The sequence below is a fragment of the Microbacterium sp. genome (assembly GCF_047971895.1).
GTDB lineage: Bacteria > Actinomycetota > Actinomycetes > Actinomycetales > Microbacteriaceae > Microbacterium.
Genome location: NZ_JBKEAF010000013.1, coordinates 1 through 13,378 on the forward strand (window position 1 = coordinate 1; position 13,378 = coordinate 13,378).

The window sequence follows — 13,378 nt, forward strand, 5'->3', positions numbered from 1 at the left end:
GCTCACCTAGCTGGTGGGACTCGACAAGACGTACGAGGAGACGCTCCGGCTGGGCGTGCGCACCGACAGCGACGACGCCGTCGGTGAGATCGTGCAGACGACGGATGCCTCCGGCATCGCCGCCACGCAGATCGCCACCGGCGTGGCCGCACTCACCGGTCGCATCGCGCAGGTGCCGAGCACCGTCTCGGCGATCAAGGTCGGGGGACGCCGGGCCTACGACCTCGCGAGGGCGGGGGAGCAGGTCGAGCTGACGCCGCGGGAGGTCACCGTGTCGCGGTTCGAGGTCATCGGCTCGGAGTGCTCGGGGTCGGTACTCGACCTGGAGGTCGTCGTCGACTGCTCGAGCGGAACCTACATCCGCGCGCTCGCGCGCGATCTGGGGGCGGGTCTGGGCGTGGGCGGACATCTCACGGCGCTGCGGCGCACGCACGTCGGGCCGTTCGACGTCTCCGCGGCGAGCGGTGTCGACGCCATCGACGCGACGGCGCTGCTGTCGCCTGCAGCCGTGGCGTCCGCCGTCCTCGGCCGCGTCGACGTGACCGCGGACGAAGCCCGCGACCTGCGCCACGGCAGGCGACTGGCCGCCGCCGCCGTGCGGCTCGACGGTCGCCCGCGCTCGGCGGCGATCGACCCCGAAGGCAGGCTCGTCGGCGTCGTCGAGCGGCGAGGGGCCGATCTGAAGAGTGCGATGAACATGTCGGAGGCCGCTCCATGATCCTGTGGTTCACCTACGTGCAGGTCATCGTCGCCGTGCTCGCGGGGACCCTGTGCCTGGTGCTGGGGCTGGCCGGCCGACGCCCCAGCGACCTCACGGTCGGGCCGATGGCGCTGATCGAGCTGCTGCTGATCGCGCAGGTGGTCATCGCGATCGTCGCACCGCTGACGGGCAACCCGCCGACCGGCAGCCTGCTCGAGCTCTGGGTGTACCTGGTCGCGGCCGTGCTGATCCCGTTGGCGGGGGTCGCCTGGGCGCTGGTCGAACGCAGCCGCTGGAGCACCGTGATCCTCGGGGTGGCGGCGCTCGCGATCGCGGTCATGGTGTGGCGCATGCAGGTCATCTGGACCATGCAGATCGCCTGACCGACCTCCGAACTAAGATTGACGGGTCATGTCCTCCGCCGCTCGCCCCCGCCGCCGCATGTCCGGCATCGGCCGCGTGCTCGTCGTCGTGTACGGCATCCTGGCCGTCGGCGCGTTCGGTCGATCGCTGGTGCAGATCATCGAGCGGTTCGACCAGGCCCCGCTCGCCTTCACGCTGTCGGCCGTGTCGGCGACCGTCTACATCCTCGCTACGCTGGCGCTCGTCTTCGCCGGCACGCGCGCGTGGTACCTCGTCGCGTGGGTCGCCATCGGGTTCGAACTCGTCGGCGTACTCGTCATCGGCTCGCTGAGCCTCATCCGCCCGGAGCTGTTCCCCGAGGCGACGGTCTGGTCGCTCTTCGGCATGGGCTACCTGTTCATCCCGCTCGTGCTGCCGTTCCTCGGGCTGTGGTGGCTGATGACGCACCGACCGGCGATGGTGCCAGCGGGAGTGCCAACGTGATCGTGTTCCGGGCTCCCGAAGACGTTCCGGCCGGCTTCGGGCCGTCGGTTGTCGCGATCGGCAAGTTCGACGGCGTGCACGCCGGGCACCGGGCCCTCGTCGAGCGCGCCCGTGTCAACGCGGCCCCGGCCGGGCTCACGGTGGCGGCCGTCACCTTCGATCGCAATCCGCTCAGCGTGCTGCGTCCGGACCTGTGCCCTGAGAACCTCGTCGGCGTCACGCAGAAGTTGCAGCTGCTGGCCGAGACGGGCATCGATGCGACCCTCATGCTGCGCTTCGACGAGAAGCTGGCGGTCCTGCCCGCCGAGGATTTCGTCGACCGGGTGCTCGTCCGGGCTCTGCGGGCACGCACGGTGCTCGTGGGCGCCGACTTCCGGTTCGGCCATCGAGGAGCAGGGACCCCCGAGCTGCTGCGTACGCTCGGCGCCGAGCGCGGGTTCGACGTCGACGTCATCGACGACGTACGGGCCATCGACGGCGACCGGCGCGTGTCATCGACGTGGATCCGCGAGCTGCTCGCCGACGGCGATGTCGAGACCGCGGGAAAGCTGCTGGGGCGGGCACCGTCCGTGTTGGGCGAGGTGGTGCACGGGCTCAAGCGCGGCCGGGAGTTGGGCTATCCCACGGCCAACCTCACCACCGACCTGGAGGGCTTCGTCCCCGCAGACGGTGTGTACGCGGGCTGGCTCGTCGACGAGGACACCGCCCACGGGCTGCGCCCCGGCATCCGCTACGCGGCCGCCATCAGCGTCGGCACCAACCCCACCTTCGACGACGTCCCGCGTCGCCAGGTGGAGGCGTACGTGCTCGATGAGACCGATCTCGACCTGTACGGTCATGTCGTCGAGGTGCAGTTCGTGCATTGCATCCGCGGGATGGTCGCGTTCGAGGGCATCGAGCCGCTGAAAGCGCAGATGGCCGACGACGTGCACCGTGTTCGTGCCGCGTTGAGCTGACACACCGGCTCCGCTTCTGCCAAGGTCGGGGTACGACCGGTTGCTCATCGTCGCGCAGCCGCGTCGCCGTTCCGTGGATGGCTTCGGCACTGCTGGTGTGGCTGTTCGCCCTCACGATGTACGTGGTGCGGCCCGGAGAGCCTGTGCCGGATCGGCTCCAGCCGCCTACGATGGACGGATGACCTCAACCGACCTCACCACCCTGCAGAACCGGGCGGTGGAACTGTTGGGCGGCGAGCCCGACGACGAGACTCTCGGCCGCTATCTGCACGGGCTGCCCGGTGTCGACGCGGTCGGGCTGGAACAGCGCGCCGCGGCGCTGGGGACCCGGTCGATCAAGACCACGTCGAAGGCGTGGGCGCTCGACAAGATCGTCTCGCTCATCGACCTGACGACTCTCGAAGGCGCCGACACCCCCGGCAAGGTGCGCTCACTGGTGGCCAAGGCGCTGCGCCCCGACGCAGCCGACTCGTCGTGCCCGCGCGTGGCCGCGGTGTGCGTGTACGGCGACCTGGTGCCCGAGGCCGTGAGTGCGCTCGGCGTCGCGCACGGCGACCCCGACGACGGGCTGGTCTCGGTCGCCGCCGTTGCGACGGCGTTCCCCAGCGGAGGAGCGTCGCTCGAGGTCAAGCTCGCCGACACGCGGGATGCCGTTGCCACCGGTGCCGACGAGATCGACATGGTCATCGACCGCGGGGCGTTCCTCGCCGGCCGTTACGGCCTCGTGTTCGACCAGGTCGCCCGTGTCAAAGAGGCGTGTCGGCGTGCCGACGGCACGTACGCGTCGCTCAAGGTCATCCTCGAGACCGGCGAGCTCGACACCTACGACACCGTCAAGCGGGCGTCGTGGCTGGCGATCCTCGCCGGCGGCGACTTCATCAAGACCTCGTCCGGCAAAGTGCAGCCTGCGGCCACGCGGCCGGTGACGCTGCTCATGCTCGAGGTCGTGCGCGACTGGCACCGTGCAACCGGTGAACGCATCGGCGTCAAGCCGGCCGGCGGCATCCGCTCGTCCAAGGACGCGATCACCTATCTGGTGACCGTCGCCGAGACGGTGGGAGAGGAGTGGCTGCAGCCGCATCTGTTCCGGTTCGGGGCGTCCAGCCTGCTCAACGACGTGCTGCTGCAGCGGCAGAAGCTGGCCATCGGGGCATACTCCGGTGCGGACTACGTGACGATTGACTAGGACCGATATGTCATTTCTGGAATACGCACCCGCGCCCGAGTCACGCGCGATCCTGAACCTGCGCGACGAGTACGGACTGTTCATCGACGGCGAGTTCGTCGCCGGGCAGGGCACGGCGTTCACGACGATCTCACCCTCCGACGAGCAGAAGATCGCGGTCGTGGCATCCGCCGACGAGGCCGATGTCGACCGCGCCGTCGCCGCGGCGCGCCGCACGTTCGACAAGACGTGGACGAAGCTGAGCGGCCGCGACCGCGGCAAGTACCTGTTCCGCATCGCCCGGCTCGTGCAGGAGCGGGCGCGTGAGCTCGCGGTGGCCGAGAGCCTCGACAATGGAAAGCCCATCAAAGAGAGCCGCGACGTCGACGTGCCGCTGGTGGCGGCATGGTTCTTCTACTACGCCGGCTGGGCCGACAAGCTCGACCACGCGGGACTGGGTGCGGACCCGCAGCCACTCGGGGTGGCCGCGCAGGTGATCCCGTGGAACTTCCCGCTGCTGATGCTCGCGTGGAAGATCGCTCCGGCGCTCGCCGCGGGCAACACGGTCGTGCTCAAGCCGGCCGAGACGACGCCGCTGACGGCGCTGCTGTTCGCCGAGATCCTGCAGCAGGCCGACCTGCCGCCGGGCGTGGTGAACATCGTCACCGGCGCCGGTGCGACCGGTGCGGCCTTGGTGCGGCACCAGGATGTCGACAAGGTCGCGTTCACCGGCTCGACCGCGGTGGGGCGCGAGATCGCCAAGACCGTGGCCGGCACCGACAAGAAGCTCACCCTCGAGCTCGGCGGCAAGGCCGCCAACATCGTGTTCGACGACGCCCCGGTCGACCAGGCGATCGAGGGCATCGTCAACCGCATCTTCTTCAACCAGGGGCACGTATGCTGCGCAGGCAGCCGTCTGCTCGTGCAGGAGAACGTGCACGACGAGGTCGTCGAGCGGCTCAAACAGCGGCTGTCGACGCTGCGACTGGGCGACCCGCTCGACAAGAACACCGACATCGGCGCGATCAACTCGCGCGAGCAGCTCGACCGCATCCACGCACTCACCGCCGCCGGTGAGGACGAGGGCGCCGAACGGTGGAGCGCCGACTGCGTCATCCCCGACAGTGGGTTCTGGTTCGCCCCGACGATCTTCACGAACGTGCAGGCCAGTCATCGCGTCGCCCGCGAGGAGATCTTCGGCCCGGTGCTGTCGGTGCTCTCGTTTCGCACGCCCGCCGAGGCGATCGCCAAGGCGAACAACACGCCCTACGGTCTTTCGGCGGGCATCTGGAGCGATAAGGGCTCGAAGATCCTCGCGGTCGCCGACAGGCTGCAGGCCGGCGTCATCTGGGCGAACACGTTCAACCGGTTCGATCCGTCGTCGCCGTTCGGCGGGTACAAGGAGTCCGGCTACGGCCGCGAGGGCGGCCGCCACGGTCTGCTCGCCTATCTGAAAGGGGGCGCGAAATGAGCACCCCTCGACAGGCTCGGGAGCGGCATCTGACGGTGCCCAAGACCTACAAGCTGTTCATCGGCGGTGCGTTCCCGCGCAGCGAGTCGGGTCGCACCTACGAGGTCGTCTCGACGCAGGGCGACTTCCTCGCCAACGCCGCGCTCGCGTCCCGCAAGGATGCACGGGATGCCGTGAAGGCCGCCACCGCCGCGGGTGCGAAGTGGGCAGGCGCCACTGCGTACAACCGTGGTCAGGTGCTGTACCGGGTCGCCGAGATCCTCGAGGGCCGCCGTGCGCAGTTCGTCGCCGAGATCGTCGCGCAGACCGGCGTGAGCGCGGCCGTCGCCGGCGCCGAGGTCGACGAGGCGGTCGACCGCTGGGTCTGGTACGCCGGCTGGTGCGACAAGTTCGCCCAGGTGTCGGGATCGTTGAACCCCGTGGCCGGCCCGTACTTCGACATCTCGGTGCCCGAGCCCACAGGCACGGTCGCCGTCATCGCCCCGCAGGACACGGCGCTGCTCGGCCTCGTCTCGGCGATCGCGCCGGCGCTCGTCGCCGGCAACACGGTGGTCGTGGTCGCCGCCGAGCGGTTCCCGCTCTCGGCGATCAGCCTGGCCGAGGTGCTCGCGACATCCGATGTACCGGGCGGCACCGTCAACATCCTGACCGGCTCTCCCGCCGAGCTCGCACCGTGGCTCGCATCGCACCGAGAGGTGCGCGCCCTCGACCTCGTCGGCGCCGCCGCCCTCGACTGGATCGACCTCGAGATCGCCGCCGCCGACACGCTCACCCGGGTGCTGCGCCCCGAGCGGGGTCTGGATGCGGCGGCCCCCAGCCTGCAGCGCATCACCGCGTTCACCGAGACGAAGACCGTCTGGCACACCAAGTCCCTCGTGTGAACGTCGGAGGATCAGCCCCCTGTCGCAGGACGTGGCGCAGATCCTCCGACATTCGCGCGCTGCTCCGACATCCGTGCTACGCCAGGGTCACCTGTCCCCATGCGCCGGGTGCGGGCAGCTCGGCGTAGCGCAGGTCCACCTCGCCGGGCGACAGCGTCGCCGCGCATACGAGCAGCGACAGCGTCGGATACCCGAACGCACGGTTGTCGCGCACGATGGTGCGGTCGTCGTCGTGCGGCAACGCTGCGGAGCGGCCGATGATCTCCAGCCACGGCTGCCACCAGGCGTCTCCCTCCACCTCCGCGGCGCGAAACTCCGGCAGCCAGCGGGCGATGCGCGCCGTGCGCGGGTCATCCACGTCGTCGTGCGCGATCATGTGCGTGCCGGGCTCGAACGGCGCCTCGCGTAGCGTCTCGCCGTCCCACAGCATGGCGCGCGCCGTCGTGCCGTCGACCTCGACGAGGTTGAACCCGTGCGTGGACGGCGCGCCCGACGGCGACGAACCGGCCACCGACGCCAGCACGATGCCGCCGCGTGAGACGAGATCCGCCTCGGGCCGGTTCGACACATCGGCTCGGTTGAGCAGCACCGACAGTCGTCCGTGCCGCGGATCGGCGGCCAGCCAGGCACCGCCGGCCCGCACGTCGCGCACCCCGACCACACCGGGGTGCGTGTCGGGCCACGACTCGCCCAGCGGCAGCCACGGGCGCCCGGGGTCTTCGTCGCGGATCGCGAGCAGCCGCACCGGTGCGTCGGCTCTGTCGGGAACCTGGATGATCACGGTGCACATGCGGTGGCTCCTGAGTCGTGGGAGGATCGGTTCGTGTTCGTCGTCATAGGTGTGTCGGGCGGGATCGCCGCCTACAAGGCGGTGCAGCTCGTGCGGCTTCTCGTCCAGCACGGCCACGACGTGCACGTCGTGCCCACCGGCGACGCCCTGCGCTTCGTCGGGCTGCCCACATGGGAGGCGATCAGCCGCAACCCCGTGACGACCTCGGTGCACGACGACGTCCCGAAGGTGCGGCATGTCGCCCTGGGTCAGTCCGCCGACCTCGTCATCGTGGCGCCGGCGACGGCGAACACGCTGGCGAAGATGGCGGCGGGCCTCGCGGACGATCTGCTCGGCACCACCCTACTGGCCACTACGGCGCCGGTCGTCGTGGCGCCGGCGATGCACGCCGAGATGTGGCGGCACCCGGCGACCGTGGCCAATATGGCGATGCTGCACGAGCGCGGCGTGCACGTGGTCGGTCCCGACGACGGCGCGCTGACCGGCGGCGACAGGGGACCGGGGCGGATGTCGGAGCCCGACGCGATCGTTCAGGCCGCCTACGCCGTGGTCGGCGGCGGCGACCTCTCCGGGCTGCGCGTCGTCGTCTCGACCGGCGGCACCCGCGAGCCGATCGATCCGGTGCGCTTCCTCGGCAACCGCTCCAGCGGCAAGCAGGGGGTCGCCGTAGCGCAGGCGGCGGCCGCGCGCGGCGCGGACGTGCTGCTGGTCACGGCGAACGTCGACTCCGGCGTGCTGGCCGCGGCATCCCTCCCTTCCTCCGTCCGGATCGAGACGGTGACGACGACGGCGCAGCTGCAGCGGGCGATGACGGATGCCGCTCCCCATCATGATGTGATCGTCATGGCCGCGGCGGTCGCCGACTATCGCGTGGCCGAGGTCTCGGATCGCAAGCTCACGAAAGAGGCCGCCGGCGCGCAGGAGCGCACCCTGGCGCTGGTCGAGAACCCCGACATCCTCGCCGGGCTGGTCGCCGCCCGGCGCGACGGGCAGACGATCGTCGGCTTCGCCGCCGAGACCCCGGGCGAGGGCGAGACCCTGGTCGCTCGCGGCAGACGCAAGCGGGCACGCAAAGGAGTGGACCTGCTCGCGGTCAACGAGGTCGGCTGGAGCACGGGCTTCGAGTCGGACGACAACGCCGTGATCGTCATCGACGCCGCCGACGACGTCGTCGCCGAGGTTCGCGCAAGCAAGCGTGCGGTCGCCGACACGCTGTGGGACGCGGTCAGCGCGGTGCGGGCTCCTCGTCGCTGACCTCGGGCTTGCGCACCCATGCGAAGGCGACCAGACCGCCGAGCGCGAGCAGCGCTGCCGTCACGACCGCTGCGCGGTGGAAGCCGCGCAGGTCGAGCCCGCCGCCCACGATCACCCCGAGCGCGGCGACGGCGAGCAGCCCCGCCACGCGGGCGATCGCGTTGTTGACCGCCGAGGCGATGCCGCTGCGGGCGGGTTCGATCGCACCGAGGATCGCCGCGGTCAGCGGCGAGACGGTCACGGCCAGACCGAACCCGAACACGAGCATGCTGGGCAGCACCTGCCACCAGTAGTCGAAGTCCTCTGAGACGGTCAGCAGCAGCGCGGCACCGCCGGCCATGAGGAGCGGGCCCGCCGTCATGAAGACGCGCGGACCCCAGCGGCCCGCCAGCGCCCCCGCACGCGAGCTGAGCAGGATCATCAGCAGCGTCACCGGCAGGCTCGCCAGGCCGGCGAGGGTCGCCGGCAGGCCGGGCCCCTGCTGCAGGTACACGACGACGACCAGGCCGTTCAGCGACAGCGCCGCATAGACGAACACGGTCGTGATGTTGCCGGCCCAGAAGTTGCGCACCCGGAACAGACTCAGGGGCATCATCGGCTGCCGGGCCGTGCGCTGCCGCAGCAGGAACCCGGCGAACGCGAGCACGCCGATGGTCATGGTGCCCCAGATCGCCGGGGACCCCCACCCGAACGTGCCCTGCTCGATGAGTGCATACACGATGCCGCCGAGGCCGACCGTGCACAGCACGGCCCCGGACCAGTCCACCGTTGCTCCCGGTCTGCGCACGTCGCGCTGCCCGAGCACCACCAGCAGCCAGAGCGTCACCGCGATCGGCACGACGTTGATGAGGAAGACGAACCGCCACGACAGGGCATCGACGAACACGCCGCCCAGCACCGGGCCGACAACCATGGCCCCGGTCGTCGCCGCCGTCCACACGCCGATCGCTCGTCCCTGTGCGGCGCCGCGGAACGTCGACATGATGAGCGCCAGGGAGCTCGGCACCAGCAGTGCACCGGCGATGCCCTGCGCCGCCCGCGCGATGATGAGGAAGAGCGGGTCCGGTGCCGCCGCGATGGCGATCGAGGTCACCGCGAAGCCGATGAGCCCCACCCGCAGCACGACGATGCGTCCGAACACGTCGCTCAGCGACCCGGCGACGAGGATGAGCGCGCCCAGGGTGATCAGATAGGCATCCACCACCCATTGCTGGGTCGCCAGACCCCCGCCCAGCTCCGCGCTGATCGCCGGCAGTGCGACGTTGACGACCGTGCCGTCCAGGAAGGACACGAACGACGCCAGAATCGCGATGATCAGCACGAGCCGATGTGCCCGCGGCATCCGCTCCGTCACCTCTCCGACGGTACTCGCTCGCGCAGACCGGCGCGAGAATGCCCTAGAGTGTCATGCAGGGGCCAGCCCGCGGTGACGCCGCTCGCAGAAGCGAGTGCCGGCGTTCGGGGGAACGGACTCCCTGTGAAGCACTCACCACAACGGTAGGTCGCGGCGGCTCCGTCGGCGACACCCGCACTCCCCGGTCTTCGCCCGGGGCACCGGCGACAGCCGGTCTCGACGCTCAGGAGGAGCATGCCGACCACGGCACCCGCCCGCAAGTCCGGTTCCCGGCGCAGCGCTGCACAGCGCTCGTCCGCCCGCCGCGACGACGAGGCCCCCATCATCCCGATCCTTGCCCGCAAGGTGCGCGAGGTCGAAGCCAAGGCCCAGCGCGGAAAGCTCCGGCCGACCAACCGCGTGAAGTTCCAGGTGATCGCGTTCCTCGTGCGCGAGGAACGGGCACGAGTCAAGGCCGACGACACGCTGGCCGACGCCGTGCGCGCCGAGCTGCTCAAGCGCCTCGATGGGGTCGCGACCATCCTCGCCAAGACCGCCGCGCGCGACACGTCACTGATCCAGCTGCTCGAGGTCGACCAGGCCACGTCGCCCGTCGCCAAGCGCATGCGCCGCGACTGGCTGCTCGAGTCGGGCGCAGAGCTCGCCCCCGACGAGCTCATCATCACGGACGCTCCGGCCACGGCATCCGTCCCTGTCGTTCCCGCCGCGCTCGCCGAGCGCCAGGTCGTGCCGCTGCAGATCGAATCGCGTCGTGAGTCGAATCCGTTCCTCGCACCCGACCTCACCCGGTCGGGGCCGGTGCAGACCCCGCGACGGCGCCTGGACGGCTGGGAGCTCATGGGCCCGCTGTACAAGGCGTTCGAGACGGGCGCCGGCGGGGGAGCGGCGACTATGACGCTGCCGCCCGTGCCCGAGTTCGACCGGCTCTCGCCCAAGGGTCTCGAGGTCATGCCGCACCAGTCCCGGTTCCTCGAGGCGGTGCGTGCCGGACATCGGTCGTTCCTGCTGGCCGACGAGCCGGGTCTGGGCAAGACGGCCGAGTCGGTGCTCGCCGCCTCGGTGGCCGACGCGTACCCGCTGCTCGCCGTCGTGCCCAACGTCGTGAAGATGAACTGGGCCCGTGAGGTCGAGCGGTGGACGCCGCATCGCAAGGCCACGGTCGTCTCCGGCGACGGTGAGGACATCGACGCGTTCGCCGACGTGTTCATCATCAACTACGAGATCCTCGATCGGCACCTGTCGTGGCTCGGATCCATCGGCCTGAAGGGCATGGTCGTCGACGAGGCCCACTTCATCAAGAACCTCTCGTCGCAGCGCTCGCAGAACGTACTGGGGCTGTCGGCGCGCATCCGCGAGCAGCAGAGCAGCCCGTTGCTGCTCGCGCTCACCGGCACGCCGCTCATCAACGACGTCGAGGACTTCGACGCCATCTGGCGCTTCCTCGGCTGGACGGTCGCCTCCGGAGACAAGCCGGCGGCGACGCTGATGGAGAAGCTGGATGCCACGGGGCTCACACCCGCCGACAAGGCCTTCTACCCCGAGGCGCGCGAGTCCGTCATCTCGATGGGCATCGTGCGGCGCAAGAAGAAGGATGTCGCCGCCGACCTGCCCGACAAGCTGATCGCCGACCTGCCCGTGCAGCTCGACGACGAGTTCGGCCGGTCCATCCGTGCCGCCGAGCGCGAGCTCGGTGCGCGCCTGGCCGACCGCTACCGGCGCATCGTCGACGCCCGCGCCGTTCGGCAGGCGCAGGGAGCGAGCAGCAGCGAGATCGACGACGACATCGTGCGTCTGGTGGCGCAGAACGAACTCGACGAGTCGAAGGCGGCGGGCACCGGCGGCGACAACGTGTTCACGATGGTGCGCAAGATCGGTCAGGCCAAGGCCGTGCTCGCCGCCGACTACGCCGCGCAGCTGCAGCGCTCGGTCGGCAAGGTCGTCTTCTTCGCCAAGCACATCGACGTCATGGACCAGGCCGAGGCGCACTTCGCGTCGGTCGGACTGCGCACCGTGTCGATCCGCGGCGACCAGTCGACCCCCGCCCGCCAAGAGGCGATCGATGCGTTCAACAACGACCCCGAGGTCGGCATCGCCGTCTGCTCGCTGACCGCGGCGGGGGTCGGCCTGAACATGCAGGCATCGTCGAACGTCGTGCTCGCCGAGCTGTCGTGGACGGCCGCCGAGCAGACCCAGGCCATCGACCGTGTGCACCGCATCGGGCAGGACGAGCCGGTGACGGCGTGGCGCATCATCGCCGCGCACACGATCGACACCAAGATCGCCGAGCTCATCGACTCCAAGCAGGGGCTCGCGCTGCGCGCCCTCGACGGCGAGGCGGTCGATCCGCAGTCGAGCGACTCGGTGCAGCTGTCGGCGCTCATGCACGTGCTGCGCGAGGCCCTCGGCGGCGAGTGAAGCGCGCCGGCCCAGGCGGGCGGCGACTCTGCCGCGAGTACGCGCTGTCGCACGCATGATGCCGACGACGATGCGAGCGTACCGGAGGCGCGAAGCGCTCGGCGTCTCGGTCGACCACGCGATGTACTGCCTCCGTACGGGTCGACGTGCTCGCCGCCGATCCCGCCCTTCTGCCCGCGCTCATCCGCGTCGCGCACGGCCCCGCCGGACTGTGGTTCGTGGGGGCTCCCTCGGCTGGACGTCCGCTGTCGCGACGCCCGTCCACCCGGCACCCGCCCGAGTCTTCGAGATCGACGGACCCGACGCATGGGCGCACCTGTGCCGACGGCATCCACTCGTCGTCACAGAGCAGCCCACGATTCGGCGGGGTGCGCCTGGGCGGAGGCGCCGAATCCTGGGCGGCCGTCGACGACGAGTCGGGGCATTCCTGGTGCCGGAACTGAGGCGTGTGGCAGCCGGTGCCCGTCGGCGCTATTGTCGGATCGGCACCGCACCCGACAGCAAGGACAACAGCATGAAGATCGGCGTCCTCACCAGCGGCGGCGACTGCCCCGGCCTCAACGCCGTGATCCGCGGCATCGTGCTGAAGGGCACGACCGCGCACGGACTCGAGTTCGTCGGGATCCGCGATGGATGGCGCGGCGTGGTGGACGCCGACTTCTTCCCGCTCACCCGGCACGAGGTCAAGGGCCTGTCGAAGGTCGGTGGCACGATCCTCGGCACGTCGCGCACGAACCCCTACGAAGGGCCGCGTGGCGGGGCCGAGAACATCTCCAAGACCCTGTACGGGCATCGTATCGACGGCATCGTCGCAATCGGCGGAGAAGGCACGCTCGCCGCGGCTGACCGCCTGCACAAGGATGGGATCAACGTGCTGGGCGTGCCGAAGACCATCGACAACGATCTTCGTGCGACGGACTACTCGTTCGGCTTCGACACCGCGGTGAACATCGCCACCGACGCGATGGACCGGCTGCGCACCACGGGCGACTCGCACAAGCGCTGCATGGTGGCCGAGGTCATGGGCCGGCGCGTCGGCTGGATCGCCCTGCACGCGGGTATCGCCGCGGGCGCGCACGTGATCTGCATCCCCGAGGTGCCGATGTCGCTGACCGAGATCACCGAGCAGGTGTCGCGCGCCCACGACCGCGGCCGCGCGCCGCTGGTGGTGGTCTCCGAAGGCTTCACGCTCACAGGAATGGACGAGGCCTACAGCGACAAGGGGCTCGACGCGTTCAACCGTCCGCGCCTCGGCGGCATCAGCGAGATCCTCGCGCCCGAGATCGAGCGCATCACCGGTATCGAGACCCGTTCGACCGTGCTCGGGCACATCCAGCGCGGCGGTTCGCCGTCCGCGTTCGACCGTGTGCTCGCGACCCGTCTGGGCCTGGCCGCGGCCGACGCGATCGTCGAAGAGGCCTGGGGGCAGATGGTGTCGCTGCAGGGCACCGACATCGTCCGAGTTCCGTTCGCCGACGCCCTCGGCGAACTGCACACAGTGCCGCTCTACCGCTACGAAGAGGCCGCCGCGCTCTTCGGCTGACCC

General features: G+C 70.4%; 12 protein-coding genes. 10 read left to right on the top strand and 2 right to left on the bottom strand.

All coding sequences use genetic code 11. The features are described 5' to 3' along the window. Nucleotides 1-13: 13 nt before the first annotated feature. The 7 genes from ACK5IN_RS01810 (at nt 14) to ACK5IN_RS01840 (ending at nt 6,019) form a co-directional block, all read left to right on the top strand. The gene (locus ACK5IN_RS01810) at nt 14-718 is read left to right on the top strand and encodes a tRNA pseudouridine synthase B (protein ID WP_416894523.1); all 705 of its coding nucleotides are present in this window, start codon (nt 14-16) and stop codon (nt 716-718) included. Then, nucleotides 715-1,083 (top strand): hypothetical protein, encoded by a 369-nt coding sequence (locus tag ACK5IN_RS01815; RefSeq protein WP_416894524.1) that lies wholly within the window; start codon nt 715-717, stop codon nt 1,081-1,083. The genes ACK5IN_RS01810 and ACK5IN_RS01815 overlap by 4 nt, the downstream gene beginning before the upstream one ends. Before the next feature lie 28 nt (nt 1,084-1,111). Beyond that, nucleotides 1,112-1,546, top strand: coding sequence for a hypothetical protein (locus ACK5IN_RS01820; RefSeq protein WP_416894525.1), 435 nt, complete (start codon nt 1,112-1,114; stop codon nt 1,544-1,546). Continuing rightward, entirely contained in the window at nt 1,543-2,502 is a 960-nt protein-coding gene (locus tag ACK5IN_RS01825; protein ID WP_416894533.1) for a bifunctional riboflavin kinase/FAD synthetase, read from the top strand. Before ACK5IN_RS01820 ends, ACK5IN_RS01825 begins: the two co-directional genes overlap by 4 nt. Before the next feature lie 178 nt (nt 2,503-2,680). After that, nucleotides 2,681-3,688 carry a deoxyribose-phosphate aldolase gene (gene deoC / locus ACK5IN_RS01830; RefSeq protein WP_416894526.1) on the top strand — a complete coding sequence of 336 codons (1,008 nt, stop codon included), beginning with the start codon at nt 2,681-2,683 and terminating at the stop codon, nt 3,686-3,688. A gap of 7 nt (nt 3,689-3,695) precedes the next feature. Beyond that, entirely contained in the window at nt 3,696-5,138 is a 1,443-nt protein-coding gene (locus ACK5IN_RS01835; protein ID WP_416894527.1) for an aldehyde dehydrogenase family protein, read from the top strand. After that, the gene (locus tag ACK5IN_RS01840) at nt 5,135-6,019 is read left to right on the top strand and encodes an aldehyde dehydrogenase family protein (protein WP_416894528.1); all 885 of its coding nucleotides are present in this window, start codon (nt 5,135-5,137) and stop codon (nt 6,017-6,019) included. The genes ACK5IN_RS01835 and ACK5IN_RS01840 overlap by 4 nt, the downstream gene beginning before the upstream one ends. Nucleotides 6,020-6,095: 76 nt before the next feature. Here ACK5IN_RS01840 and ACK5IN_RS01845 read toward each other — a convergent pair whose 3' ends face one another. Further along, a complete protein-coding gene (locus ACK5IN_RS01845) occupies nt 6,096-6,809 on the bottom strand; it encodes an NRDE family protein (protein WP_416894529.1) in 714 nt (237 codons plus the stop codon). Between the two features lie 33 nt (nt 6,810-6,842). On the opposite strand from ACK5IN_RS01845, the gene coaBC reads away from it, so the two are divergent. Continuing rightward, on the top strand, nt 6,843-8,063 hold the full coding sequence (coaBC, locus tag ACK5IN_RS01850) for a bifunctional phosphopantothenoylcysteine decarboxylase/phosphopantothenate--cysteine ligase CoaBC (protein WP_416894530.1): 1,221 nt from the start codon (nt 6,843-6,845) through the stop codon (nt 8,061-8,063). Here coaBC and ACK5IN_RS01855 read toward each other — a convergent pair. Continuing rightward, the gene (locus ACK5IN_RS01855; protein WP_416894534.1) at nt 8,035-9,405 is read right to left on the bottom strand and encodes an MFS transporter; all 1,371 of its coding nucleotides are present in this window, start codon (nt 9,403-9,405) and stop codon (nt 8,035-8,037) included. The two genes, coaBC and ACK5IN_RS01855, sit on opposite strands and share 29 nt — an antisense overlap. A 246-nt stretch (nt 9,406-9,651) precedes the next feature. Here ACK5IN_RS01855 and ACK5IN_RS01860 point away from each other — a divergent pair, with 246 nt between their 5' ends. Both ACK5IN_RS01860 and ACK5IN_RS01865 read left to right on the top strand, forming a co-directional pair. Continuing rightward, nucleotides 9,652-11,832 carry a DEAD/DEAH box helicase gene (locus ACK5IN_RS01860; RefSeq protein ID WP_416894531.1) on the top strand — a complete coding sequence of 727 codons (2,181 nt, stop codon included), beginning with the start codon at nt 9,652-9,654 and terminating at the stop codon, nt 11,830-11,832. 514 nt (nt 11,833-12,346) lie between these two features. After that, complete coding sequence (locus ACK5IN_RS01865) at nt 12,347-13,375, top strand: ATP-dependent 6-phosphofructokinase (protein WP_416894532.1); 1,029 nt, start codon at nt 12,347-12,349, stop codon at nt 13,373-13,375. The last annotated feature ends 3 nt before the right edge of the window (nt 13,376-13,378 follow it).

What these genes read in the sequence shown, in the direction of transcription:
- ACK5IN_RS01835 (WP_416894527.1), top strand. Translation starts at nt 3,696, where the DNA reads ATGTCATTTCTGGAATACGCACCCGCGCCCGAGTCACGCGCGATCCTG.
- ACK5IN_RS01845 (WP_416894529.1), bottom strand. Translation starts at nt 6,809, where the DNA reads ATGTGCACCGTGATCATCCAGGTTCCCGACAGAGCCGACGCACCGGTG.
- ACK5IN_RS01865 (WP_416894532.1), top strand. Translation starts at nt 12,347, where the DNA reads ATGAAGATCGGCGTCCTCACCAGCGGCGGCGACTGCCCCGGCCTCAAC.
- deoC (WP_416894526.1), top strand. Translation starts at nt 2,681, where the DNA reads ATGACCTCAACCGACCTCACCACCCTGCAGAACCGGGCGGTGGAACTG.
- ACK5IN_RS01855 (WP_416894534.1), bottom strand. Translation starts at nt 9,405, where the DNA reads ATGCCGCGGGCACATCGGCTCGTGCTGATCATCGCGATTCTGGCGTCG.
- ACK5IN_RS01815 (WP_416894524.1), top strand. Translation starts at nt 715, where the DNA reads ATGATCCTGTGGTTCACCTACGTGCAGGTCATCGTCGCCGTGCTCGCG.
- ACK5IN_RS01820 (WP_416894525.1), top strand. Translation starts at nt 1,112, where the DNA reads ATGTCCTCCGCCGCTCGCCCCCGCCGCCGCATGTCCGGCATCGGCCGC.
- ACK5IN_RS01840 (WP_416894528.1), top strand. Translation starts at nt 5,135, where the DNA reads ATGAGCACCCCTCGACAGGCTCGGGAGCGGCATCTGACGGTGCCCAAG.
- ACK5IN_RS01860 (WP_416894531.1), top strand. Translation starts at nt 9,652, where the DNA reads ATGCCGACCACGGCACCCGCCCGCAAGTCCGGTTCCCGGCGCAGCGCT.